General features: G+C 54.9%; 23 protein-coding genes. 14 read left to right on the top strand and 9 right to left on the bottom strand.

Annotated elements, in window-relative coordinates; genetic code table 11:
- The 7 genes from paaH to C3708_RS01030 all read left to right on the top strand — a co-directional run bounded on the left by paaH (nucleotide 1) and on the right by C3708_RS01030 (nucleotide 6,434).
- Nucleotides 1–1,428 carry a 3-hydroxyacyl-CoA dehydrogenase PaaH gene (gene paaH / locus C3708_RS01000; RefSeq protein ID WP_103949004.1) on the top strand — a complete coding sequence of 476 codons (1,428 nt, stop codon included), beginning with the start codon at nucleotides 1–3 and terminating at the stop codon, nucleotides 1,426–1,428.
- Nucleotides 1,418–1,840 (top strand): hydroxyphenylacetyl-CoA thioesterase PaaI, encoded by a 423-nt coding sequence (gene paaI / locus C3708_RS01005; protein WP_095281951.1) that lies wholly within the window; start codon nucleotides 1,418–1,420, stop codon nucleotides 1,838–1,840. Before paaH ends, paaI begins: the two co-directional genes overlap by 11 nt.
- The gene (pcaF, locus tag C3708_RS01010; protein ID WP_103946319.1) at nucleotides 1,840–3,045 is read left to right on the top strand and encodes a 3-oxoadipyl-CoA thiolase; all 1,206 of its coding nucleotides are present in this window, start codon (nucleotides 1,840–1,842) and stop codon (nucleotides 3,043–3,045) included. The genes paaI and pcaF overlap by 1 nt, the downstream gene beginning before the upstream one ends.
- A 28-nt stretch (nucleotides 3,046–3,073) precedes the next feature.
- A complete protein-coding gene (paaK, locus tag C3708_RS01015; RefSeq protein WP_095284264.1) occupies nucleotides 3,074–4,393 on the top strand; it encodes a phenylacetate--CoA ligase PaaK in 1,320 nt (439 codons plus the stop codon).
- A gap of 118 nt (nucleotides 4,394–4,511) precedes the next feature.
- On the top strand, nucleotides 4,512–5,435 hold the full coding sequence (gene paaX, locus C3708_RS01020) for a phenylacetic acid degradation operon negative regulatory protein PaaX (protein ID WP_095281953.1): 924 nt from the start codon (nucleotides 4,512–4,514) through the stop codon (nucleotides 5,433–5,435).
- A 10-nt stretch (nucleotides 5,436–5,445) separates the two neighbouring features.
- On the top strand, nucleotides 5,446–6,048 hold the full coding sequence (gene paaY, locus C3708_RS01025) for a phenylacetic acid degradation protein PaaY (RefSeq protein ID WP_103949003.1): 603 nt from the start codon (nucleotides 5,446–5,448) through the stop codon (nucleotides 6,046–6,048).
- Between the two features lie 170 nt (nucleotides 6,049–6,218).
- Complete coding sequence (locus tag C3708_RS01030; protein ID WP_095281955.1) at nucleotides 6,219–6,434, top strand: cold shock domain-containing protein; 216 nt, start codon at nucleotides 6,219–6,221, stop codon at nucleotides 6,432–6,434.
- Between the two features lie 77 nt (nucleotides 6,435–6,511).
- On the opposite strand, the gene C3708_RS23800 is transcribed toward C3708_RS01030, so the two are convergent.
- Nucleotides 6,512–6,682: a YnfU family zinc-binding protein gene (locus C3708_RS23800; RefSeq protein ID WP_318261141.1), complete on the bottom strand. Its 171-nt coding sequence runs from the start codon at nucleotides 6,680–6,682 to the stop codon at nucleotides 6,512–6,514.
- 221 nt (nucleotides 6,683–6,903) lie between these two features.
- Entirely contained in the window at nucleotides 6,904–7,509 is a 606-nt protein-coding gene (gene azoR, locus C3708_RS01035) for an FMN-dependent NADH-azoreductase (RefSeq protein WP_095281956.1), read from the bottom strand.
- 202 nt (nucleotides 7,510–7,711) lie between these two features.
- Between azoR and hrpA the strand changes: the two genes are divergently transcribed.
- Nucleotides 7,712–11,614, top strand: coding sequence for an ATP-dependent RNA helicase HrpA (gene hrpA, locus C3708_RS01040; protein ID WP_103949002.1), 3,903 nt, complete (start codon nucleotides 7,712–7,714; stop codon nucleotides 11,612–11,614).
- 93 nt (nucleotides 11,615–11,707) lie between these two features.
- Here hrpA and C3708_RS01045 read toward each other — a convergent pair whose 3' ends face one another.
- The 4 genes from C3708_RS01045 to C3708_RS01060 all read right to left on the bottom strand — a co-directional run bounded on the left by C3708_RS01045 (nucleotide 11,708) and on the right by C3708_RS01060 (nucleotide 16,597).
- Nucleotides 11,708–12,367 carry an O-methyltransferase gene (locus tag C3708_RS01045; protein WP_103949001.1) on the bottom strand — a complete coding sequence of 220 codons (660 nt, stop codon included), beginning with the start codon at nucleotides 12,365–12,367 and terminating at the stop codon, nucleotides 11,708–11,710.
- A gap of 89 nt (nucleotides 12,368–12,456) precedes the next feature.
- Nucleotides 12,457–13,836, bottom strand: coding sequence for an efflux transporter outer membrane subunit (locus tag C3708_RS01050; RefSeq protein WP_103949000.1), 1,380 nt, complete (start codon nucleotides 13,834–13,836; stop codon nucleotides 12,457–12,459).
- Nucleotides 13,833–14,915, bottom strand: a complete 1,083-nt coding sequence (locus C3708_RS01055; RefSeq protein ID WP_095281960.1) for an HlyD family secretion protein — start codon at nucleotides 14,913–14,915, stop codon at nucleotides 13,833–13,835. The genes C3708_RS01050 and C3708_RS01055 overlap by 4 nt, the downstream gene beginning before the upstream one ends.
- A gap of 29 nt (nucleotides 14,916–14,944) precedes the next feature.
- Nucleotides 14,945–16,597 (bottom strand): MFS transporter, encoded by a 1,653-nt coding sequence (locus C3708_RS01060; RefSeq protein WP_370446854.1) that lies wholly within the window; start codon nucleotides 16,595–16,597, stop codon nucleotides 14,945–14,947.
- 212 nt (nucleotides 16,598–16,809) lie between these two features.
- On the opposite strand from C3708_RS01060, the gene C3708_RS01065 reads away from it, so the two are divergent.
- A complete protein-coding gene (locus C3708_RS01065) occupies nucleotides 16,810–17,604 on the top strand; it encodes a YdcF family protein (protein WP_103948999.1) in 795 nt (264 codons plus the stop codon).
- Between the two features lie 197 nt (nucleotides 17,605–17,801).
- Nucleotides 17,802–19,241, top strand: coding sequence for an aldehyde dehydrogenase (gene aldA, locus C3708_RS01070; RefSeq protein ID WP_103948998.1), 1,440 nt, complete (start codon nucleotides 17,802–17,804; stop codon nucleotides 19,239–19,241).
- A gap of 38 nt (nucleotides 19,242–19,279) precedes the next feature.
- Here aldA and gap read toward each other — a convergent pair whose 3' ends face one another.
- A complete protein-coding gene (gene gap / locus C3708_RS01075; RefSeq protein WP_103946314.1) occupies nucleotides 19,280–20,281 on the bottom strand; it encodes a type I glyceraldehyde-3-phosphate dehydrogenase in 1,002 nt (333 codons plus the stop codon).
- A gap of 192 nt (nucleotides 20,282–20,473) precedes the next feature.
- Between gap and cybB the strand changes: the two genes are divergently transcribed.
- On the top strand, nucleotides 20,474–21,001 hold the full coding sequence (gene cybB, locus C3708_RS01080) for a cytochrome b561 (protein WP_095281964.1): 528 nt from the start codon (nucleotides 20,474–20,476) through the stop codon (nucleotides 20,999–21,001).
- A 224-nt stretch (nucleotides 21,002–21,225) separates the two neighbouring features.
- Here cybB and C3708_RS01085 read toward each other — a convergent pair whose 3' ends face one another.
- Nucleotides 21,226–21,654: a DUF3828 domain-containing protein gene (locus C3708_RS01085; protein ID WP_103948997.1), complete on the bottom strand. Its 429-nt coding sequence runs from the start codon at nucleotides 21,652–21,654 to the stop codon at nucleotides 21,226–21,228.
- Complete coding sequence (locus C3708_RS01090) at nucleotides 21,651–21,881, bottom strand: hypothetical protein (protein ID WP_217449954.1); 231 nt, start codon at nucleotides 21,879–21,881, stop codon at nucleotides 21,651–21,653. Before C3708_RS01090 ends, C3708_RS01085 begins: the two co-directional genes overlap by 4 nt.
- A gap of 456 nt (nucleotides 21,882–22,337) precedes the next feature.
- Here C3708_RS01090 and C3708_RS01095 point away from each other — a divergent pair, with 456 nt between their 5' ends.
- From C3708_RS01095 to C3708_RS01105, 3 genes are all read left to right on the top strand, one after another.
- The gene (locus C3708_RS01095; RefSeq protein ID WP_032610935.1) at nucleotides 22,338–22,613 is read left to right on the top strand and encodes a metal/formaldehyde-sensitive transcriptional repressor; all 276 of its coding nucleotides are present in this window, start codon (nucleotides 22,338–22,340) and stop codon (nucleotides 22,611–22,613) included.
- Between the two features lie 29 nt (nucleotides 22,614–22,642).
- Nucleotides 22,643–23,761 carry an S-(hydroxymethyl)glutathione dehydrogenase/class III alcohol dehydrogenase gene (locus C3708_RS01100; protein WP_103948996.1) on the top strand — a complete coding sequence of 373 codons (1,119 nt, stop codon included), beginning with the start codon at nucleotides 22,643–22,645 and terminating at the stop codon, nucleotides 23,759–23,761.
- Between the two features lie 158 nt (nucleotides 23,762–23,919).
- The gene (locus tag C3708_RS01105; protein ID WP_103948995.1) at nucleotides 23,920–25,611 is read left to right on the top strand and encodes a methyl-accepting chemotaxis protein; all 1,692 of its coding nucleotides are present in this window, start codon (nucleotides 23,920–23,922) and stop codon (nucleotides 25,609–25,611) included.
- The last annotated feature ends 75 nt before the right edge of the window (nucleotides 25,612–25,686 follow it).

Below are 25,686 nucleotides of genomic sequence, written 5' to 3' on the forward strand. Positions count from 1 at the left end.
ATGACGATGAGAATTCACACCGTCGCCGTGATTGGCAGCGGCACGATGGGCGCCGGGATCGCGGAAGTGGCTGCCAGCAGCGGACATCAGGTGCTGGTGTACGACATCGCCTCTGACGTGGTGGCCCGCGCCATCGACGGGATTCGTGCGCGGCTGGAATCCCGCGTGGCACGCGGAAAACTGACCGCTGAAGCCTTTGAGAAGATCGTCGCGCGTCTGCTGCCAGTCAATGATATTCATGCCCTTGCCGCCGCCGACCTGGTAATTGAAGCGGCCTCTGAACGCCTCGACGTGAAAAAGGCGCTGTTCAAACAGCTGGGCGAAATCTGCCCGCCGCAGACGCTGCTCACCAGTAACACCTCGTCGATTTCGATAACGGCGGTGGCTGCTGACGTGCGCCATCCGGAACGCGTCGCAGGGCTGCATTTCTTTAACCCGGCGCCGGTGATGAAACTGGTGGAAGTGGTCAGCGGACTGGCGACCTCAAGCGAAGTGGCCGATCAGCTGTGCGAGCTGGCGCTGAACTGGGGCAAACAGCCGGTGCGCTGCCAGTCCACTCCAGGGTTTATCGTCAACCGCGTCGCGCGTCCGTTCTACTCTGAAGCCTGGCGTGCGCTGGAAGAAAACGTGGCCCCGGCACAGGACATCGACGCCGCGTTGCGCGAAGGCGGCGGTTTCCCGATGGGGCCGCTGGAGCTGACGGACTTGATTGGTCAGGATGTTAACTTCGCCGTGACCTGCTCGGTGTTTAACGCCTTCTGGCAGGAGCGCCGCTTCCTGCCGTCGCTGGTCCAGCAGGAGCTGGTACTCGGCGGACGCCTGGGCAAGAAAACCGGGCAGGGCGTATACGACTGGCATGGCGAACGTCCTGCTGCGCAGTGGCTTGCCCCGGTCGGAGCGACCTTCAGCCCGGTAACAGCGCAAAAAAGAAGTGACGGTGTCACGGAACTGGATGAGGTGCTACTGGTAGAAACCACAGGCGAAACCGCGCAAAGTCTCGCTCTGCGCCTCAATCGCCCGGTGGTGGTGGTCGACAGAATGGACGGTGACGTTGTAGTGATCGCGACGGCCGCCAGCAACCCACACTCTGCCACGCAAAAAGCGATTTATCACCTGCAGCAGCAGGGGAAACGCGTCCTGCACATGACGGATTATCCCGGCCTGCTAATCTGGCGCACCGTGGCGATGATTATCAACGAAGCGCTGGATGCCCTGCAAAAAGGGGTCGCCAGCGAACAGGATATCGATATCGCCCTGCGCCTGGGCGTGAACTATCCCGTCGGGCCGATTGCCTGGGGTGAACGTCTGGGATGGCAACGCCTGTTAATTCTACTGGAAAACCTGCAACGTCATTACGGCGAAGAGCGCTATCGCCCGTGTTCACTGCTGCGCCAGCGTGCGCTTGTGGAGAGTAGCTATGAGTCATAACGCCTGGCACAACGCCCGCGCCATGTATGAAAATGACGCCTGCGCGCAGGCACTTGGGATCGATATTGTTGAGATGGACGAGGGGTACGCGGTGGTGACGATGACCATCACCCCACAGATGCTCAACGGCCACAAAACCTGCCACGGTGGACAGCTGTTCTCTCTGGCTGATACGGCTTTCGCCTACGCCTGTAACAGCCAGGGGCTGGCGGCTGTGGCCTCGGCCTGCACCATTGATTTTCTGCGCCCTGGCTTTGCGGGAGACAAGCTGACCGCCAGCGCTCGCGTAAAACATCAGGGCAAACTGACCGGCGTGTACGACATCGAAATAACTAACCAACAACAAAAAACAGTCGCCTTGTTTCGCGGTAAATCGCACCGCATTGGTGGCAGTGTGACAGGAGAAGCCTGATGCGTGATGCATTTATCTGTGATGGTGTTCGTACCCCGGTGGGGCGTTATGGCGGTGCATTGTCTGGTGTACGCGCCGACGATCTGGCGGCTGTGCCGCTGCGTGCGCTGCTGGCGCGCTATCCGCACCTGGACGCTGAACGTATTGACGATGTGATCTTCGGCTGTGCAAATCAGGCCGGAGAAGACAACCGTAACGTGGCGCGTATGGCGGCGCTGCTGGCCGGATTCCCGCAGACGGTGTCTGGCACCACCATCAATCGTTTGTGCGGTTCCGGACTTGACGCCGTTGGTTTTGCCGCGCGAGCAATCAAAGCAGGCGATGCTGATCTGCTGATAGCCGGTGGCGTGGAATCCATGTCCCGTGCGCCGTTCGTGATGGGCAAAGCGACCACGCCGTTCCAGCGTCAGGCAGAGATGTTTGATACCACCATTGGCTGGCGATTTGTGAATCCGCTCATGCATCAGCAATACGGAACTGACAGCATGCCCGAAACGGCAGAGAATGTAGCTGAATTGTTAAATATCAGCCGTGCCGATCAGGATGCCTTCGCGCTGCGCAGTCAGCAGCGGACGGCGATTGCCCAGCAGAACGGGATTCTGGCGCAGGAAATCGTGCCGGTGAGCGTCGCGGGTAAAAAGGGCGCGATTACCGAAGTGCTGATCGATGAACATCCGCGCGGAGATACCACGCTTGAGCAGCTCTCCGCCCTGAAAACCCCGTTCCGTAAAAACGGCGTGGTGACGGCGGGCAACGCCTCTGGCGTGAACGACGGCGCGGCGGCGCTGATTATCGCCAGTGAAGCGATGGCGCATCAGCAGGGATTAACCCCGCGAGCGCGTATCGTGGCGATGGCCAGCGCGGGCGTGGAACCACGACTGATGGGGCTTGGCCCGGTTCCGGCAACACGCAAAGTGCTGGAGCGTGCGGGTCTGAGCATTAACGATATGGACGTGATTGAGCTGAACGAAGCTTTCGCGTCACAGGCACTGGGCGTGCTGCGCCAGCTCGGGTTAGCGGATGATGCCGCGCATGTGAACCCGAACGGCGGCGCGATTGCCCTGGGCCATCCGCTGGGGATGAGCGGTGCACGACTGGTGCTGGCGGCCAGCAATGAATTGCATCGACGCAACGGGCGCTACGCGCTTTGTACGATGTGCATCGGTGTGGGCCAGGGCATTGCCCTGATCCTGGAGCGTGTTTGAGCAAAACTACCTGCGAGTACCCTACAAAATGACAACGACAACAACACAACTTGATGCAATTGAAACTGCCTCCGTGGACGAATTACAGGCGCTGCAAACCGAACGCCTGAAGTGGACGCTGAAGCATGCTTACAACAATGTGCCAATGTACAAACGCAAATTTGACGCAGCGGGCGTGCATCCTGACGATTTCAAAGAGTTAAGCGATCTCAATAAATTCCCGTGCACCACCAAACAGGATCTGCGGGATAACTATCCGTTCGATACCTTCGCGGTGCCGATGGAGCAGGTGGTGCGCATTCATGCGTCCTCCGGCACGACGGGTAAACCGACGGTGGTCGGCTACACGCAAAACGATATCGACAACTGGGCCAATATTGTCGCCCGTTCTCTGCGCGCCGCCGGCGGCACGCGCAAGGATAAAATTCACGTGGCTTATGGCTACGGACTCTTTACCGGCGGGCTGGGCGCGCATTACGGCGCCGAGCGTTTAGGGGCGACAGTGATCCCGATGTCCGGTGGCCAGACCGAGAAGCAGGCGCAGCTGATACGCGATTTCCAGCCGGATATGATCATGGTGACGCCGTCCTACTGCCTTAACCTGATTGAAGAGCTGGAGCGCCAGATGGGCGGCGACGCCAGCCAATGTTCCCTGCGCGTCGGCGTCTTTGGCGCGGAACCCTGGACCCTGGCGATGCGCCATGAGATCGAGCGTCGCCTGGGGATCACCGCCCTGGATATTTACGGCCTGTCTGAAGTGATGGGACCGGGCGTGGCGATGGAGTGCATCGAAACCGCCGACGGCCCGACCATCTGGGAAGATCATTTCTATCCAGAAATCGTCAATCCGAACGACGGCACGCCGCTGGCCGACGGTCAGCAGGGCGAACTGCTGTTCACCACGCTCACCAAAGAGGCGTTGCCGGTTATCCGCTATCGCACCCGCGACCTGACGCGTCTCCTGCCAGGCACTGCGCGCACCATGCGCCGCATGGACCGTATCAGTGGACGCAGCGATGACATGCTGATCATTCGCGGCGTGAACGTTTTCCCGTCCCAGCTGGAAGAGGAGATTGTTAAGTTTGAGCATCTGTCGCCGCATTACCAGCTGGAAGTGAACCGCCGCGGCCATCTTGATTCACTTTCAGTGAAAGTGGAGCTGAAAGAGAGCAGCCTGGTGCTGAGCCACGAACAGCGCTGCCAGGTATGTCATCAGTTGCGTCATCGTATTAAGTCAATGGTCGGGATCTCCACCGACGTGACAATCGTCAACTGCGGCAGCATTCCGCGCTCTGAAGGCAAGGCGTGTCGGGTGTTTGATCTGCGCAAGGTGGCGGCGAACGGGTAGGTAGGGTGCGGTTTTTGCCCCTCACCCCGGCCCTCTCCCCAGGGGAGAGGGAGAGCTGGCGCGTAAAAATTCTATGCTATGATTCATCCAGGACAAAAACCACAACAGAATGAATCAGATGAGTAAACTCGATACTTTTATTCAGCACGCCGTTAGCTCTGTGCCGATCAGCGGAACCTCGCTGATTTCATCCTTGTATGGCGACTCGCTCTCCCATCGCGGCGGTGAAATTTGGCTTGGCAGTCTGGCCGCATTGCTTGAAGGGATGGGATTTGGCGAACGCTTTGTGCGTACCGCGCTGTTTCGCCTGAATAAAGAAGGCTGGCTGGATGTTTCCCGTATCGGCAGGCGCAGTTTTTATCGACTGAGCGACAAAGGGTTGCGTTTGACCCGTCGCGCGGAGAACAAAATTTATCGCGCAGAACTGCCCGCCTGGGACGGGAAATGGCTGCTGTTGCTCTCGGAAGGGCTGGATAAAGCGACGCTTGCCGATGTCAAAAAACAGCTGATCTGGCAGGGGTTTGGCACGCTGGCCGCCAGCCTGATGGCCTCTCCGTCGCAAAAAATGGCAGATGTACAGACCCTGCTGCATGAAGCGGGCGTAGCCGAAAACGTTATCTGTTTTGAAGCGCATTCCCCACTGGCGCTGTCGCGCGCGGCGCTGCGTTCCCGCGTCGAAGAGTGCTGGCAACTGACTGAACAGAACGTGATGTATGAAAAGTTTATTGAGTCGTTCCGGCCCTTGCTGCCGCTGTTAAAAGAGGCCGCCGATGAACTGACGCCGGAGCGCTGTTTCCAGATTCAGCTGTTGCTGATCCATTTCTATCGCCGCGTAGTGTTGAAAGATCCGCTGTTGCCCGAGGAATTACTCCCGGCGCACTGGGCTGGGCAAACCGCGCGGCAGCTGTGTATTAATATTTATCAGCGGGTTGCGCCAGGTGCGCTGGCTTTTGTCAGTGAAAAAGGCGAAACCTCGGTTGGAGAGTTGCCCACGCCGGGGGCGCTTTATTTCCAGCGTTTTGGCGGGCTGAATATCACATAACGGAGGAAGAATGCCTGTATATCAGATAGATGGACTGACGCCAGTCGTTCCCGATGAAAGCTACGTACATCCTACGGCAGTGCTGATTGGCGACGTGATCCTCGGCAAAGGGGTGTACGTCGGGCCAAACGCCAGCCTGCGCGGTGATTTTGGTCGCATCGTCGTAAAAGACGGTGCGAATATTCAGGATAATTGCGTGATGCACGGCTTCCCTGAACAGGATACGGTCGTTGAAGAGCACGGACATATCGGCCACAGCGCTATTTTGCACGGCTGCGTTGTGCGTAAAAATGCGCTGGTCGGCATGAACGCGGTGGTAATGGACGGCGCGGTAATCGGCGAGAACAGCATCGTCGGCGCGGCGGCATTTGTGAAAGCCAAAGCGGAAATGCCCGCCAACACTCTGATTATCGGCAGCCCGGCAAAAGCTATTCGTCAGCTGAGCGATCAGGAACTCGAATGGAAAAAGCAGGGGACGCGCGAATATCAGGTGCTGGTTGAACGCTGCAAGCTGACAATGCATCAGGTTGAACCGCTGCGGGAAGTGGAACCGGGAAGAACGCGTCTGGTATTTGACGAAAATTTACGACCGAAATCGTCACAGACGAATTAATCTTTGACTATTTGCCCTAGCGCTGAATTATTTCGTCAATTAATTCAGCCTTTGTTGACATGTGCGGTAAAAATAAACATTGCTTAATATATCGCCCCGTGCATTAATGCCCAGCGTTTACAATGCGAAAAAATTTTGTCAGCCGAAAGGCCAGAAAAAAGGAGCCTTATATGTCTGCAAAAATTATTGGTTTAGTGAAGTGGTTTAACGAAGATAAAGGCTTTGGCTTTATTTCTCCGGTTGATGGCAGCAAAGATGTTTTTGTCCATTTCTCTGCGTTGCAGGGTGATAATTTCAAAACCTTGTTTGAAGGCCAGAAAGTGGAATTCGTGATTGAAGCGGGTGCGAAAGGCCCGGCTGCGGCTAACGTTATTCTGCGCGACTAACCGGTTTGATCTCTGCGAGTCTGCAACCACGATGAAGGCGTAAGCCTGAGTAGTCAGAATCGCAGAGGATCAATACATCAGACTTTTTGGCTGGATTTGAACATTGTGCTGCAGTAAGGGCAAACAAGCAGTGACCCTTTTTGAACACGTGAGTAGCTGTGTTCAGAGTCTTTTGAGCAGTTTGGGCAAGGACATTTAATCAGAAAGTTACGGCGGGCTTTTCCATCTTTGCGATCGGACATAGGCATTTCCTGTGTAATTGGCCTGCTACCATACACGCATAATCCTCAAATAGCTCGTATTCATTTCCACTTCAAAAGAATTAACACTCCTTCGCCTCAAAATATCCCGAAAATATTTAAGAATAATTCCGTATTTTTATTTTAAGAAGAATGAATGAAGCAGGGGAAATATACGGCGGACGAAGAGAAGGAAAAACCCTCCCACCGGGCGGTGAGAGGGGGAATTCTTATGCTGCAACCAGGCTGTCGATAGCAGATTTTGCATCGGTCTGTGCTTTGGTCGCCACTTCTGGACCGTAAGCAATACCTTCAGCAAACACAAAGTTCACGTCGGTGATACCGATGAAGCCCAGGAACAGCGTCAGGTACGGTGCGACCAGGTCAGTTGGGGTATCTTTGTGAATACCGCCACGGCTGGACAGTACAATAGCGCGTTTACCTTTCACCAGGCCTTCAGGACCGTTTTCGGTGTAACGGAAGGTTACGCCAGCACGAGCGACCAGGTCGAAATAGTTTTTCAGCTGAGTAGGGATGTTGAAGTTGTACATTGGGGCGTTGATAACGATGACGTCATGCGCCTGCAGCTCAGCAATCAGTTCATCAGACAGCGCCAGCGCTTCCTGCTGACGTGGTGTCAGCGGTGCATCGCTTGGACGCAGCGCGCCAACCAACTCACCGTCCAGTACCGGAATCGGGTTTGCAGCCAGATCGCGAACGGTGATTTCGTCAGCGCTGTGCTGTTCACGCCACTGCTCAACGAAATAATCAGACAGCTGACCGGACTGAGAGTACCCTGCCAGAATACTGGATTTGAGAACTAATACTTTGCTCATGGGTGATTCCTTTAATTGGTTTGGATTGGGGTTTTCCCCGTTGCTTGCTGACACTCTATTCACAATCCTGTCGCAGGGATAGCGCAATATATCGAATCCTATGTTCGATTTTTTTGAATAAGGCAGTCAAAGCGGCGGTGTGGTACTCTATACCCATCATTCAAGTGAGATTTAGCCTGGCAGAGCACTGCCCCCTAACACTATGACAGAACAACAAAAATTAACCTTCCCGATGCTGATGCAACAGCTCGATACGCTGATGCTGCGCGACAAGCAGCGCTTCGCACGCCGTCTTCATGGGATCAAAAAGGTTAAAAATCCTGATGCACAACAGGCCATTTACCAGGAGATGGCGAAAGAGATTGAACAGGCTGCAGGGAAAGTCGTGCTGCGTGAAGCAGCACGTCCGGTGATTGAATACCCGCAAAACCTGCCGGTCAGTCAGAAAAAACAGGAAATCCTCGAAGCCGTTCGCGATAACCAAGTGGTGATTGTGGCCGGTGAGACGGGTTCCGGTAAAACCACGCAGCTACCAAAAATTTGTATGGAGCTGGGGCGCGGAATTAAAGGCCTGATTGGTCATACCCAGCCGCGCCGTCTGGCGGCGCGTACCGTGGCGAACCGTATTGCCGAGGAGCTGCAAACGGAGCCGGGTGGTTGCATCGGCTATAAAGTGCGTTTTAGCGATCACGTCAGCGACAACACGATGGTCAAACTGATGACCGACGGGATTCTGTTGGCTGAAATCCAGCAGGATCGCCTGCTGATGCAGTACGACACCATCATCATCGATGAAGCGCACGAACGCAGTCTGAATATCGATTTTCTACTGGGCTATCTGCGTGAATTACTGCCGCGTCGCCCGGATCTGAAAATCATTATTACCTCCGCGACCATCGACCCGGAGCGCTTCTCGCGCCACTTTAACAACGCGCCGATCATCGAAGTCTCTGGTCGTACTTATCCGGTGGACGTGCGCTATCGTCCGATCGTCGAAGAGGCGGATGATGTCGATCGCGACCAGCTGCAGGCTATTTTTGACGCCGTCGATGAGCTGGGCCGTGAAAGCCCCGGCGACATCCTGATCTTCATGAGCGGTGAGCGTGAAATCCGCGATACCGCCGACGCCCTAAGCAAACGCGATCTGCGCCACACAGAGATCTTACCGCTCTACGCCCGCTTGTCGAACAGCGAGCAGAACCGCGTTTTCCAGGCCCACAGCGGACGGCGCATCGTGCTGGCGACCAACGTCGCCGAAACCTCACTGACCGTGCCGGGCATCAAGTATGTGATTGACCCAGGCACCGCGCGTATCAGCCGCTACAGCTACCGCACCAAGGTGCAGCGTCTGCCGATCGAGCCGGTTTCACAGGCCTCTGCTAACCAGCGTAAAGGCCGCTGCGGTCGTGTTTCGGAAGGTATCTGTATTCGCCTGTATTCCGAAGACGATTTCCTGTCTCGCCCGGAATTTACCGATCCAGAGATTCTGCGTACCAACCTCGCGTCGGTTATTTTGCAGATGACGGCTCTGGGGCTGGGCGATATCGCCGCGTTCCCGTTTGTCGAAGCGCCGGATAAGCGCAATATTCAGGACGGCGTGCGCCTGCTGGAAGAGCTGGGCGCTATTACCACTGACGAACAGGCCACTGCCTACAAACTGACGCCGATGGGCCGTCAGCTGAGCCAGCTGCCGGTGGACCCGCGTCTGGCGAGGATGGTGATTGAGGCGCAAAAACACGGCTGCGTGCGTGAGGCGATGATTATCACTTCAGCGCTGTCGATTCAGGACCCGCGCGAACGCCCGATGGACAAAAAGCAGGCGTCCGATGAAAAACATCAGCGTTTCCACGACAAAGAGTCCGATTTCCTCGCCTTTGTGAACCTGTGGAATTACCTCGGCGAGCAGCAAAAAGCCCTGTCGTCGAACCAGTTCCGCCGTCAGTGTAAGGTCGAATATCTTAACTACCTGCGCGTGCGCGAGTGGCAGGATATTTACACCCAGCTGCGTCAGGTGGTGAAAGAGCTGGGCATTCCGGTGAACAGCGAACCGGCAGAGTACCGCGAAATTCACATGGCGCTGCTGACCGGGTTATTGTCGCACATCGGTATGAAAGACGCCGATAAGCAGGAATATACCGGCGCGCGTAACGCCCGTTTCTCCATCTTCCCGGGTTCTGGTTTATTCAAGAAACCGCCGAAATGGACCATCGTGGCTGAGCTGGTGGAAACCAGCCGTCTGTGGGGCCGTATTGCAGCGCGTATTGATCCTGAATGGGTCGAACCTGTCGCGCAGCACCTGCTGAAACGCTCATACAGTGAACCACACTGGGAGCGGGCGCAAGGCGCGGTAATGGCGACCGAAAAAGTGACCGTTTACGGCCTGCCGGTCGTTGCGGCGCGTAAGGTGAATTACAGCCTGATCGACCCGGCGCTCTCCCGCGAGCTGTTTATCCGCCACGCGCTGGTGGAGGGCGACTGGCAGACACGTCACGCCTTCTTCCGTGAAAACCTGAAGCTGCGCGCCGAAGTCGAAGAGCTGGAACACAAAACGCGCCGCCGCGACATCCTTGTGGATGACGAAGCGCTGTTTGAGTTTTATGACCAGCGCATCAGCCACGACGTGGTTTCTGCGCGTCACTTCGACAGCTGGTGGAAAAAGGCCAGTAAGGAATCGCCGGATCTGCTCAACTTTGAAAAGAGCATGTTGATCAAAGAGGGCGCGGAGCAGGTCAGCAAGCTGGACTACCCGAACTTCTGGCATCAGGGCAATCTCAAGCTGCGTCTGACCTATCAGTTTGAACCGGGCGCGGACGCCGACGGCGTGACAGTCCACATTCCGCTGCCGCTGCTCAATCAGGTGGCTGAGAGTGGTTTTGAGTGGCAAATCCCCGGCCTGCGCCGCGAGCTGGTGATTGCGCTGATCAAATCCTTGCCTAAACCGGTTCGCCGTAATTTTGTTCCAGCGCCAAACTATGCCGAGGCATTTTTAGCCCGTGTTACGCCGCTGGAGCTGCCGCTGCTCGATGCACTGGAGAAAGAGCTGCGCCGTATGTCGGGGGTGACCATTGACCGCGAATCCTGGCACTGGGATCAGGTGCCCGATCATCTGAAAATCACCTTCCGGGTAGTGGATGACAAAAACAAAAAGCTCAACGAAGGCCGCTCGCTGAGTGAACTCAAGGATGCGCTGAAAGGCAAAGTGCAGGAGACGCTCTCAGCGGTTGCGGACGATGGTATCGAGCAGAGCGGGCTGCATATCTGGAGCTTCGGTAATCTACCGGATCACTACGAGCAGAAGCGCGGCAACTACAAGGTGAAAGCCTGGCCGGCGCTGGTGGATGAGCGCGACAGCGTGGCGATCAAGTTGTTTGATAATCCGCAGGAACAACAGCAGGCGATGTGGCGCGGTCTGCGCCGCTTGCTGCTGCTGAATATCCCGTCGCCGATTAAATATCTTCATGAAAAACTGCCGAACAAAGCCAAACTCGGATTGTACTTCAACCCGTACGGCAAGGTGCTGGATCTGATTGACGACTGCATCTCCTGCGGCGTGGACAAGCTGATTGACGAAGCGGGCGGACCGGTCTGGACGGAAGAGGGCTTTGCCGCGCTGCACGAAAAAGTGCGTGCTGGGCTGAACGAGACCGTGGTCACTATCGCGAAGCAGGTCGAACAGATCCTGACGGCGGTGTTCAATATCAACAAACGTCTGAAAGGGCGCGTGGATATGACGATGGCGCTGGCGCTGTCGGACGTGAAAGCGCAAATGGGTGGGCTGGTGTATCGCGGATTTGTCACCGGCAACGGTTTCAAACGTCTCGGTGATACGCTGCGTTATCTGAATGCGATTGAAAAACGTCTGGAGAAGCTGGCCGTCGATCCGCACCGCGATCGCGCGCAAATGCTGAAAGTGGAGAGCGTCCAGCAGGCGTGGCAGCAGTGGTTAAACAAACTGCCGCCCGCGCGTCGTGATGACGAGGACGTGCAGGAGATCCGCTGGATGATCGAAGAGCTGCGCGTGAGTTTCTTTGCGCAGCAGCTGGGAACGCCTTATCCGATTTCCGATAAGCGTATTTTGCAGGCGATGGAGCAGATTACGGCTTAATGCTTGCCCGGTGACGCTGCGCTTACCGGGCCTACAAAAACCGCATAACTGTATCGTTGGCCGGGTAAGGCGTCGCCGCTACCCGGCTTTTTTTCAGCTATTCACTATGGCCAGCGTAAACCCATCCCAACCTTTCGTGCCCACGGTTTGCAGCGCAGTGGCTGTAAGACGAGGGTTATCTCCGGTCATTTCGATAAAACGCCGTACACCCTGCACGCGGTCATCGTTGCTTTGGTCATTGATCACTTCACCGTCACGCACCACGTTATCGCCAATAATCACGGTTCCCGGTCGTGAGTAGCGCAGCGCCCACTCCAGATAGCCTGGATTGTTAGGCTTATCCGCATCGATAAAGATCAGATCAAACGGCGGAATGTCGCCGAAGTCTTTCAGCAATTGCAATCCAGGACCTTCGATAAGCTCAATTTTTCGCTGCAAACCGGCAAGGTGGATATTCTGTCTGGCGATTTCGGCATGAACTGGATCGGCTTCAAGTGTGATAATTTTGCCGTCTGGTGGCAAAGCGCGCGCCATCCAGATAGTGCTATACGCGCCCAGGGTACCGATTTCCAGGATGCGTTTCGCCTGCGTCATTTGTACGAATAATGCCAGCAATTGCCCCTGATTTGCCGCCACGTCATGCTCCGGCAGCCCGGCTCGTTTGTTGTTCTCCAGAACCTGTTGCAGTACCGCATCTTGGGGAATGAGAGAAGAAATCATATAGTTATCTACTGCAGTCCACGTTTGTTGCATCGACTGACCTCCTGATTAATCTCTGAACCAATGCCCGGTGGCGTTGCGCTTACCGGGCCTACAGAACCCCGCATAGGCCGGGTAAGGCGTTATGCCGCCGACCATCCGCCACCCAGTGTTTTATACAAATCAATCTGTGCCAGCAGCAGGTTATTTTTCACCTGCACCACATTGGTTTGCACCGAGAACAGCGTGCGCTGGGCGTCGAGAACGTCCAGATACGAAGAATACCCGTTGCGATAGCGATTTTGTGCGATGCGCAGCGTCTCCTGTGCCACATCCTGCTGCGCGAGTAGCTCGGTCAGCTGTTCCTGATAGCGCGTGATGGCATCCAGACTGTCGTTCACTTCACGAAACGCATTGCGCACGGTTTTTTCGTAGCCATACAGCGCCTGATTACGCTGTGATTGCGAAATATCCACCTGAGCGTTGAGCGCCTGGCGATTCAGCAGCGGGGCCAGAATACTCCCGCCGAGACTCCAGAGCTGAAGCGGATTGTCCAGTAAACCGGGCAATGTACGATCCTGAACCGATCCGGTGGCGGTCAGGTTGATCGACGGCAGCAGGCTGGCGCGAGAAGCGGCGAGCGTGGCGTCGGCGGCGATCAGCTGGCGCTCCGCCTGCACAATATCCGGGCGGCGATTGAGTAGCGAGGAGGGCAGTTGTGACGGGAGTTGCAGCGGTGTCAGCGCACTAAAACTGTCGCTTCGAGCGACATCTTCAGGGTTATCGCCCAGCAGCTGGCTGAGCGCGTTTTCCTGAACCGCAATTTGATGCTGCAAAAGTGGGATTTGTGCACGCGTTGAGCGCAGCTCGGAATCCGACTGCATTAGCTCCAGCCGCGAGCTGTAACCCGTTTCAAACTGCCGTTTTGCCAGCGCCAGCGCATCTTCACGCGATTTCACTGTCGACTGCGTGACGCGCAATTGTTCATCCAGCGCAAGCAATGTCACATAGCCCGAGGCCACCGATGAGGCGACGGTTAAGTCCGCTGCCGCAGCTGCCGCTTTTTGTGCCTCGAGTGAGGCTTGCGCTGCGTTCGCCGTGCTGCGGTTCACACCCCAAATATCCACGTCGTAGCTGGCGGTCAGGCTGCCTTTGTATAAGGTACTGTAAACCGGCAGCCCGGTCGCAGCAGATTGAGTTCGTGCGCGAGTGCCGCTCACGCCGGCATCCAGCGAGGGGAACAGACTGCTGTCGGCGGCGTAGACGCGCGCCTGATATTCATTAATCCGCTCACGGGCGATCAGCACGTCGCTGTTATTGTGCAGCGCCTGATCGACGTAGCGGTTGAGGTGGTTATCGTGAAAATTACGCCACCATAGCTGCTCGGTCGGGCTCGTGGGGCCTGACGTCGCACGCCACTGTGCCGGAATTTGCAGCGTATTTTTGGCCGGGGCGACATCTGCCGACTGACATCCTACCAGGAAGGTCGCAATCAATAATCCAGCGACGGGGCGAAGCGTCATTCTTTCGTCTCCCGTGTGTCGATGTTCACCTGCACCGACATCCCAGGGCGCAGCAGGGCTGAATCTTCCGCTTTGCCGAGCACTTCAATGCGCACCGGAATGCGCTGGGCGATTTTGACAAAGTTGCCGGTGGCGTTATCCGGCGTAATGGCGCTGAACTCAACGCCAGTCGCCGGAGAGATACTCTGCACGCGGCCCTCATAGGCTTTACCGTTAAGCGCATCGACGGTGAATTTCACCGGCTGTCCAACGCGCAGATCGGCAAGCTGTGTCTCTTTAATATTGGCAATGACCCAGTGCTGCGGCGGAACCAGCGTGGTGAGATGGGTTCCTGCGGTGACGTAAGCGCCCAAACGCACGGCAATCTGCCCGAGCTGTCCGTCGCGCGGGGCGACAATCCGCGTGTTTTGCAAATCGATTTGCGCCAGTTCCAGCGCGGCTTTGGCGCTCTCAACGTCGGCTTCCAGCGAGCCGCGATTGACAATGACGGTTTGCAGATCCTGGCGTGACATCTCAAGCGTGGCTTTGGCCTGCTCAATATCGGCACTGCCCTGCGCGGCACTGGCAAGAGCTGCATCGCGCTCGCGAATCGAGAGTGAACCGTCGGCAGTCAGATCTTTAACGCGCTTTAAATCGGCCTGGGTTTTCAGGCTCTGGGCGCGGGCATTTTTCAGCGCCGCGTCGTTGCGAACAATCACTGCCTCAGCGCTTTTACGCTGCTGAAGATTATTGTTCAGCGCTGCCATTTTCATTGCCAGCTGGGCCTCGGCCTGATGTACGCGCTGGCGGTAAATTCTGTCGTCGATTTGCAGCAGCAGGTCGCCTTTTTTCACCTGCACAAAATCCTGTACTTTCACCTCAGTAATATAACCGTTCACCTGCGGGCTGATAAACGTGGTCTGCCCGCGCACGTAGGCGTTATCGGTGAACTGGGTATGGCGCGTGAACGGCGGCAATTGCCAGGCGTACAGAATCACCAGCACCCCGACGATGCCGATGGCGGCCGCAGCAAACAGTGAAACAATGCGCAAATTGTTGCGCGTAGTGGCCTGCTCTTTGGCGGCATCCTGCTGACTCATAACGTCTCCCGAAGTAAATCACTGTTCATTTATTTGGTCCCTGTCGCGCGTTTTAGCGCCAGTCGTGCGGTAATTCTCAGGCGCAGCAAGCGCCATAAAATCCACACCAGCGTGGCGGTGGCAATGGCCGCCGTCAGCATATAGGTGTCGTTATAGGCCAGAATATTCGCTTCCAGCGTGGTGACCGTTTGCAGTTGCAGCGTCGCCTGTGTGCCGAGCAGCGCACTGTCGCCAATCAAATTCTGGTACATCTGGCTGTACATTTGCAGCCGCTCGTTGACCAGTGGGTTGAGCGTGGTGAGCTGATCGGACAATAAGCTGGAATGATATTTCTCGCGCCAGGTCTGGAAGGTGCCCAAAATCGCGGAGCCTAACAGGCCGCCAATGTTCTGGCTCATGCCAAACAGCACCGAGAAACTGACCAGATTGCGCGGGTCGGCAATCACACCGCCAATGCCTGCCAGCATCGCGGGGGCAAGGAAAAACGCACTGCCAAAACCCAGTAAAAATTGGCTCAGCATCAGCTGGTCCGGGCGGGTTAAATTGCTGGACTGGCTGTCCAGCAGCGAGGCGATAATCATCAGCAATAAAGAGGTGACAATCGGCCAGGCAAGTTTGGTCGGCTTGATGGTCAGACAGCTGGCGACAATTCCGCAGACGATCCCGGCGAAAATTGACCACGCCAGATTCGTCATCTGTTCATTCTGTAAACCAACATACTGCAGCCAGCCGATCACCCCGGTGTTTTGCTCTGCCAGCACGATGCGGATCAGCAGCATAATCAGTCCCAGACGCAGAATACTGCCGCTGGAAAGCCAGCGGGTATTGAGCAGCGGGTTGCTGCGGCGGTGCTCAAACATGACAGCCGAGAGGATTAGCACCAGTGACGCAGCCAGCGCCCAGCCGATCCACGGCGCTTCAAACCACCAGTCGAGTCTTCCGAGAGAGAGCACTGCACACAGGAGCGCCATGCCTGGTGCCAGCAGGAAGAAGGTGATGAAGTCTTTCTTCTCGAAGACTTTGCGGCGATCGCCCGGCGGCAGTTTCAGGGCGATCACGCAGCCCAGCGAAATCAGCGCCAGACCGAGTTCGAAGAAGTATAGCCCGCGCCATTCGTCGAGCTGTAAAAGCTCGCTGGAAAACAGCCGCGCAATGGGGATCGCCAGCGAAGAACCGGTAATGCCGATGGTCAGCGCCTTAAGACGATGTTTGGCAGGCCAGGCCTGGATTTGATAATAAATCCCCAGCGAGCTGAGTGCGGCGGCGACCATTCCGTGGGCGGCGCGAACCATCATGGCTGAACTCAGGTCGTTGACGAACAGGTGGAAAAAGGTGACCAGCACGTACAGCACCAGAAACCCTTCGGTAAAGGCGCGCAACCCGAATTGCTGGCGAAACTTGACCAGTAACAGGTTGATCGACACGTTGGTCATCACGTAAACGGCGGGAAGCCAGGCGATTTCTGTCGACCAGACGGCAAACGTTCCCTGCAGGTTTTGCAGATTTGCGGCGACCATCGCGTTGCCAAGCGCACCCGTCAGGCAAACGAGCAAACCAACCACGCCATAGGCTACCCGTTTTGGCGTGCTGTGAAAGGGCGTCGAAGGGGAGCCGAGCAGGGCGGGTTTTTCGTGAGGCTGCCACTCGCGAGGAGCATAAGGATCGCGTTGAGGCAGGCGCATAACGTCGTTTACCTTTGGAAAATTTGAATAGTTAGTGGGCTAATGATTCTACCTGTGGCAGAAATCATAATTCAAGTGAATATGAAAAGCCTCATTAAATCAAATATGATTGCGTTCAGCAGCGGTAAAGAGCGGGCGGCTTTCGGAGAGATCCTCTATTGTGCATAATCCTGTGCGTTACCCTAAATATAACCTGATGTAAGGAGGTAACGATGACTCTGAACCTTTTTCCCTGTCTGCCCGATGCCACACTGGCGGCAGTCAACACCGTCGGTTCATGGCTGGCACAAGACGATTATCGTCATGACCAGCAATTTGATGCGGTGATTCTTGCCGGGAACGCGGTGATCCCAACGATTGACGCCGCCTCTCGTATTGCGTCTGAGCAAGCGATTCCGCTGTTGATCAGCGGCGGCATTGGTCACTCGACGACATTTCTGTACGCGGCGACAGCTCGCCATCCGCGCTATAACACTGTGCCCACCACCGGACGGGCAGAGGCGGCGATCCTTTCGGATATCGCGCGCAAGTTCTGGCACATCGCTGATGAACGCGTTCTGATCGAGGATCAGTCCACCAACTGCGGTGAGAATGCGCGGTTTAGCTGGAACGTATTGAAGCAGCACGCTCCGGTCCCGGAACGCATTTTGGTGGTTCAAGACCCGACGATGCAGCGGCGCACAATGGCGACGTTCGCCCGCGTGTGTCGCGACGAATCGGCTTTACCGCGCTTTGTCAGTCATCCCGGCTTTGTTCCGAGCCTGCAAAACAGCGAAAACGGCCTGGTGTTTAGCCACGGCGGTGAAGGGCTATGGCCGGTTGAGCGCTACCTGTCGCTGGTGCTCGGTGAACTCCCGCGTCTGAAAGACGATGTGAACGGTTATGGTCCTGCGGGGCGCGACTTTATCGCGCATGTGGAGATTCCGGCCAATGTAGAAGCCGCCTGGCGGATTCTGCGCAATGACAGCACCCTGACTGAAGCGCTGGTTAGCCGCTCTCTGCTGTAAGTTTTGCCCGTTTGCGCATACCTCGTCGCAAACGGGCATTTTATGTTGCTCATCTGTGATGAAATGGTTTTGCTGATGCGATTCTTTTTTGAGATATCTCACAAATACAGCGCGATAGCATAGGCAATCAGGCTCCTGCTTGTAATTTTTAACAATAATTTTACTTATTAAAAACAGTGCAATTACAGGAGCAGGTCATGACAGTACCCGTACAACATCCTATGTATATCGATGGACAGTTTGTTGCCTGGCAAGGTGAGGCGTGGATTGATGTCACCAATCCGGCCACCGAAGAGGTCATTTCCCGTATTCCCGATGGACGTGCCGAAGACGCTCGCAAAGCGATTGAAGCTGCCGAACGTGCCCAGGTGGGTTGGGAAGCACTTCCGGCGATTGAGCGCGCTGGCTGGCTGCGTAAAATTTCCGCCGGTATCCGCGAGCGTGTGGGTGAAATCAGCGCCTTGATCGTCGCTGAAGGCGGCAAAATTCAGCAACTGGCGGAAGTGGAAGTCAACTTTACCGCCGATTATATCGACTACATGGCCGAGTGGGCGCGTCGCTACGAAGGCGAAATCATCCAAAGCGATCGTCCGGGCGAAAATATTCTGGTCTTCAAACGCGCGCTGGGCGTGACAACGGGCATTTTGCCGTGGAACTTCCCGTTCTTCCTGATTGCCCGCAAACTGGCGCCCGCGCTGCTGACGGGCAACACCATTGTGATCAAACCGAGTGAATTCACGCCAAATAACGCCATCGCCTTCGCGAAAATTGTGGATGAAATTGGTTTGCCGAAAGGGGTCTTTAACCTGGTGTTGGGGCGCGGTGAAACCGTGGGGCAAGAGCTGGCGGGCAACCCGAAAGTGGCGATGGTCAGCATGACCGGCAGCGTGACCGCCGGTGAGAAAATCATGGCCGCAGCGGCAAAAAACATCACCAAAGTGTGTCTGGAGCTGGGCGGCAAAGCACCCGCTATTGTAATGGACGACGCAGATCTGGAGTTGGCCGTCAAAGCGATTGTTGATTCGCGGGTGATCAACACCGGGCAGGTGTGTAACTGCGCCGAGCGCGTGTATGTGCAAAAAGGGATTTACGATCGCTTTGTGAATCGTCTGGGCGAGGCGATGAAAGCCGTGCAGTTTGGCAATCCGGCTGAGCGCACGGATATCGCGATGGGGCCGTTAATAAACGCCGCGGCCCTTGAGCGTGTCGAGCAAAAAGTGGCGCGTGCGGTGCAGGAAGGTGCGCGCGTTGCGCTGGGTGGCAAAGCGGTGGAAGGCAAAGGCTACTACTATCCGCCGACGCTGCTGCTGGATGTACGCCAGGATATGACCATTATGCATGAAGAGACCTTTGGCCCGGTGCTCCCGGTGGTAGCGTTTGATTCTCTGGAAGAGGCACTGGCGATGGCCAACGACAGCGATTACGGCCTGACCTCTTCGGTTTACACCCAGGATCTGAACGTGGCAATGAAAGCCATCAAAGGGCTGAAGTTCGGCGAGACGTACATCAACCGCGAAAACTTTGAGGCGATGCAGGGGTTCCACGCGGGCTGGCGTAAATCGGGGATTGGCGGGGCTGACGGTAAACACGGTTTGCATGAATATCTGCAAACTCAGGTGGTCTATTTGCAGTCGTAACCAGGCAAGATGCGGGCAGCCGGACTGCCCGCTTTTCATCAGAGTGCGGCGAATTTGTCCAGCGTGCGCACCAGTTGGGTCACAAAACCGTATTCGTTGTCGTACCAGGCGACGGTTTTCACCAGCTGCACGTCTCCTGCCTCGCTCACTTCCGTTTGAGTGGCATCAAATATGGAACCAAAGTGAGAGCCGATCACATCCGACGACACAATCTCTTCGTCGGTGTACCCGAAAGAGTCATTGCCCTCGGTCGCCTTTTTCAGCGCGGCGTGAATCTCCTCCACCGTCACCTTTTTCTCCAGAATTGACACCAGCTCCGTCACCGAACCGGTTTTTACCGGCACACGTTGAGCGTGGCCTTTAAGCTTGCCGCTCAGGGCAGGGATCACCAGGCCAATTGCTTTTGCCGCCCCGGTAGTGTGCGGGATGATATTTTCCGCCGCCGCACGCGAGGCGCGAAGATCTTTCCCGCGAGGTCCATCCACCAGCGCCTGCGTCCCAGTGTAGGCATGAATGGTGGTCATGGTCCCAACCTTGATACCAAAAGCATCGTGCAACACTTTTGCCAGTGGAGCCAGGCAGTTGGTGGTGCATGACGCGACGGAAATAATGGTATCGCTGGCGTCTATAGTGTCGTCATTGACATTGAAAACGATGGTTTTCATTTCACCCGCAGGCGCGGAAATCAGCACTTTTTTTGCACCCGCATCCAGATGGGCCTGGGATTTTTCTGCCGACGTGTAAAAACCGGTGCTTTCAACGACCAAATCCACACCCGCCGAAGACCACGGAATGTGTTTGGCCTCTTTTTCGGCGTAGACGGAGATCGATTTGCCATCGACGATCAGCGAGTCTTCGGTGAAGTCCACGCTCCACGGGAAGGGGCCGTAGTTCGAATCATGTTTCAACAGATAGGCCAGCACTTTGGGGGAGGTGAGATCGTTAATTGCGACGACGGTGTTGCTGTCCTGAGTTTCAAGCAGACGGCGCAGAACGAGACGTCCGATGCGGCCAAAACCATTAATGCCAATTTTACTCATGGTTGACTCCTGTATGAACTGAACGATGCGACAGTTTGAACTCCTCCAGGCTTAGACCATGTCGGCGAGTGAGGCAATTGAAGATGATTCATGAGCAGGCGAAGTTTTTGAAAAACCATACAGAAAAGTTAATGAATTTTTAGGGAAAGCCCGTTATGTTGACCCTTTGTTCGACTTTATCCAGGAAATCATATGCGTAATAAATATACTGGCCTGCAAATAGGCATTCACTGGCTGGTGTTTCTTCTGGTGATTGTGGCCTACGCGGCAATGGAGTTACGTGGATTCTTCCCGCGTACGGCGCGTCCTCTCATTAATATGATTCATGTTTCCTGTGGGATTTCGATCCTCGTTCTGATGGTGGCGCGTCTATTGGTGCGCCTCAAATTCCCGGCACCGCCGATTCAGCCGAAGCCAAAACCGATGATCACCGGGATGTCGCACCTGGGGCATCTGGTGGTGTATTTGCTGTTTATCGCGCTACCGCTGATTGGCCTGGTGATGATGTATAACCGTGGCAACCCGTGGCTGGCGTTTGGTCTGGTGATGCCTCATGCGGCACAGGCAAACTTCGATCTGGTCGACAGCCTGAAGACGTGGCACGTGACGCTGGCAAACGTGGGGTATTTCGTTATCGGCATTCACGCCTTTGCGGCGCTGCTGCATCATTACTACTGGAAAGACAACACGCTGTTGCGAATGATGCCGAAGAAGAAGTGATGGTTATTTAGCAGAAAAACATTCGCTCTTAAGGCAGGCTTTAAGCTTATGATTTGGTTTAAGTCTGTTTAATTTCAACGATAAATATATCCATGACAACCACAGGGTTAGCAGTTATAAATGCACTATCCACCACGGACAGGGTGTATTCCAATCTGCAATGCTGTGTGTTTACAGGGCCTGACCGATGTCGGCAGGCCCTGGATTTTCATTAATGCAAGGTATTAATTAAAGTCGCGAGCGGCGACAGATTGCACTTTCCAGAATCCATCTTCTTTGACCATGCAGTCAATAACTGTGTGCTTCTTCTTCTTGCCAAATTCAATATAGACGTTCACGCAAACCGGATCGGTATCACCTGCAACGACGGTAACAAAATCAGCCCAGTCATCGCCGATGTACTGAGACTTTGTGAATATGTCTGCATCGTAAAAAGGATCATCGCTATAGTCGGCCTCCTGCGTGCGGCGCAATTTCTTCATCGTTGATGCTGTAACGTATTTATCGATTTCATGACTGTCTGTGATCGGGAATTTATCCTCGTTAATTTGTTTCACGTACCACTTATTGAACGCAACAGCTTGCTTTTCTGGATCGCTGTCCTGGGCTATGGCAGATGCGGCTATGAATATGAGTAGTAATAATTTTTTCATATTAGTAGTGCCTCCATAACAGCTATATCGCCTTCAATTGGCGTCCCATAAACTTTGGTAAAGCCTGCATTCTCAAGTGAGCGCCAAAAATTTTTTGCATCAGCATCTTCCACGCGGATGCCACCGGCGCGAATTGCTGCAGCAACCGCTCTGGCGCAATGACCACCACTTTTGAGATGAGAGTGCTGGCGAGCATATAAAACTGCATCGTGCGGTTTCCATGACACTATTCTAATTCCTTATTAAGTGAACGTGAATAACGCATGTTTTACACCTGTTTTTGATAATTGTTTGTATTTTAGGGTGAGATGATATTAACCACTATCCATGCAATCAATATAACTCTTTTCAGTTATTTAAAAATTTAATGCTCGCTATTTTGTTTTTTATTGAAGAAATAAAATCCGCACAAACAATTATTCCCGGATTTTCTCCCACCCTAACAGCAGTAAACTGGGCCTTTCGCTGCTAACTGCTCCTGCAATTGTTGGTGTTTTTTATAAGAGTGCATACTGAAAATTAACCAAAAATATGTTAATCCTGTTTTTCACGCTATTTTGCAAAATATTTTGAACGGACGTTAAGCAGTATGCTTTTGTCTGATATCCACTCGAAATCCATTATTTGCATGAATACCTAAACCAAGTTACTATACTCCCCTACAGTATCCAGCGGGAGGGCGTATGCCACATTCACCCGAAGACAAAAAACGCGTTTTGACTCGCGTGCGTCGCATCCGGGGGCAGGTTGATGCCCTGGAACGTGCGCTGGAGTCCGGCGAACCCTGCCTTGCCATTCTGCAACAAATCGCGGCGGTTCGCGGAGCAGCGAACGGCTTGATGGGCGAGATGGTCGAAATTCACCTCAAAGATGAACTGGTAACGGGGGAAACCACCGCCGACCAGCGTGCGGTGCGTATGGCGGAAGTCGGTCATTTGCTGCGCTCTTATCTAAAATAAAACACAGGCATCACATAAAGGAAATCAATATGAAATCACGTGCAGCTGTCGCATTTGGCCCCGGCCAGCCGTTGAAGATCGTTGAAATTGACGTCGCGCCGCCGCAGAAAGGCGAAGTGCTGGTCAAAATTACCCATACCGGTGTGTGTCATACGGATGCATTTACCTTGTCCGGTGACGACCCAGAAGGCGTATTCCCGGCAGTGTTGGGCCATGAAGGTGGTGGCGTAGTGGTCGAAGTGGGCGAAGGGGTCACCAGTCTGAAGGCGGGAGACCACGTTATTCCTTTATATACCGCTGAATGCGGCGAGTGTAAGTTCTGTAAGTCCGGCAAAACAAACCTTTGTCAGGCAGTTCGCGCCACTCAGGGTAAAGGCCTGATGCCCGATGGCACCACGCGTTTTTCCTACAACGGCGAGCCGATTTATCACTATATGGGCACCAGCACGTTCAGCGAATACACGGTCTGTGCAGAAATTTCTCTGGCCAAAGTTAACCCACAGGCGCCGCTGGATAAAGTCTGCCTGCTGGGCTGCGGCGTGACCACCGGTATTGGTGCGGTACATAACACGGCGAAAGTGAAAGAGGGCGACACCGTTGCGGTGTTTGGTCTCGGCGGAATCGGTCTGGCGGTGATTCAGGGGGCGGTTCAGGCAAAAGCCGGACGTATTCTGGCCGTTGATACCAACCCGGAGAAATTCAAACTGGCGGGTGAAATGGGCGCGACCGATTTCATCAACCCGAAAGATTATGATAAACCGGTTCAGGACGTCATTGTTGAACTGACCGACGGTGGCGTAGACTTCAGCTTCGAATGTATCGGCAACGTCAACGTGATGCGTTCCGCACTGGAATGCTGTCACAAAGGCTGGGGTGAAAGTATTATCATCGGCGTGGCCGGTGCGGGTCAGGAAATCAAAACCCGTCCATTCCAGCTGGTGACCGGTCGCGTATGGCGCGGTTCAGCGTTTGGCGGCGTAAAAGGGCGTACTCAGCTGCCGGGCATGGTGGAAGAGGCGATGGCCGGGAAAATCAATCTCGATCCGTTCATTACCCACCGTTTGCCGCTGGAGCAAATCAACGAAGCCTTCGATCTGATGCACGAAGGAAAGTCGATTCGTACCGTCATACATTTCGGCAGCAACTAATTATTCTGCCAGCGGTTTTTGCCGCTGGCACTTCCTGCATTTTCTTCTCTAAAGTGTGACCCATCTGGCGATTTTAGCCATAATCAAATTTCCCGCCGTGCCGATGACTAATTTACAGGCGTGTTTATACGCATTTACCTATAAGAGAGTCGACGGTCATGGACAACACAAAAACGATGCGAAGCCCGCAAACGCTTAGCTTCCTGCATCATATCCGGCTGGTTCCGCTGTTTTCCTCAATTCTCGGTGGCATCATTTTGTTATTTGCGTTGAGTTCGGCTCTTGCAGGGTATTTCCTGCTGAAAGCCGATACGGATCTGCAGGATGTCACGTCAGAAATTCAGGTGCGCACGGGGTTGTCGAACAGTTCTAACCATCTGCGTACCGCGCGTATCAATATGATCCATGCCGGTGCGGCGAGCCGTATCGCTGAAATGGACGCGATGAAGCAGAATATTTCAGAAGCCGAAACGCGTATCAAGCAGTCTCAGGAAAGCTTCGCGGCGTACATGAATCGCGCGGTGCGTACACCTGCTGACGAAGCGCTGGATGGCGAACTGAAAACGCGCTTTGATGCTTATATCGCCGGGTTGCAGCCGATGCTGAAATATGCCAAAAACGGTATGTTTGAAGCCATCATCAATCATGAGAATGAATCCGCCCGTCCGCTGGACGATGGCTACAATGAAATTCTGCTGAAGGCGATTAAGATCCGTACCGACCGCGCCAATGCGCTGACGTCCGACGCCCATAAACGTACCCAGCTCGGCCTGATGTTTATGGTCGGAGCGTTTGCACTGGCGCTGGTGCTGACTGCGATGACCTTCGTGGTGCTGCGCCGTACCGTGATTCATCCATTGCAGCGCGCGGCGCGTCGCATCGAGCAGATTGCGAAGGGCGATTTGACGATGGCGGACGATCTGACCGGTCGCAGCGAAATTGGGCGTCTCACCCGCGATCTGCAAACCATGCAGCACTCGCTGGTCAACACCGTAGGCACTGTGCGTCAGGGGGCAGAGCAGATTTATCGTGGTACCAGCGAGATTTCCGCCGGTAACACCGATCTCTCTTCCCGTACTGAGCAGCAGGCGGCTGCGATTGAGCAGACTGCCGCCAGCATGGAAGAGCTGACCGCGACCGTGAAACAAAACGCCGATAATGCCCATCATGCGAGCAAACTGGCGGAAGACGCTTCCGGGAAAGCCAGCCGTGGCGGCCAGATGGTCTCTGGCGTGGTGAAAACCATGAGCAATATTTCGACCAGTTCGAAGAAAATCTCTGAAATTACCGCGGTGATCAACAGCATTGCCTTCCAGACCAATATTCTGGCGCTGAATGCCGCTGTCGAAGCAGCGCGCGCGGGTGAACAAGGACGCGGATTTGCCGTCGTCGCCAGCGAAGTCCGTACTCTGGCCAGTCGCAGTGCGAACGCCGCGAAAGAGATCGAAGGCTTGATTAACGAATCCGTGACGCTTATCGATCAGGGTTCTGGCGAAGTGGTTGCCGCCGGAAACACCATGAATGAAATCGTCGAAGCTGTTAAGCGTGTCACCGATATCATGCTGGAAATCGCTGCCGCATCCGATGAGCAAAGCCGTGGGATTGTTCAGGTGAGTCAGGCGATTTCTGAGATGGATAAAGTCACGCAGCAGAACGCCTCGCTGGTGGAAGAAGCTTCTGCAGCGGCGGCGTCCCTCGAAGAGCAGGGTGCGCGTCTGACGGAAGCGGTGGGAGCGTTTCGTCTGAATGGTGTTACGACAGGACGTGGGAATAAGAGTGCGCCAGTTACTCAGGCTGCGCCATTGCGCCAGACTGCGGTTGTAAGTGGGGATAACTGGGAAACGTTCTGAGCGGGTGAAAGTCGGGTGGCGGCTGCGCCTTACCCGACCGACAAAATACAAAACCCGTAGGCCCGTGCAAGCGTA

Origin of the sequence: Lelliottia sp. 7254-16 (assembly GCF_002922995.1) — a bacterium.
Classification (GTDB): Bacteria; Pseudomonadota; Gammaproteobacteria; order Enterobacterales; family Enterobacteriaceae; genus Enterobacter; species Enterobacter jeotgali.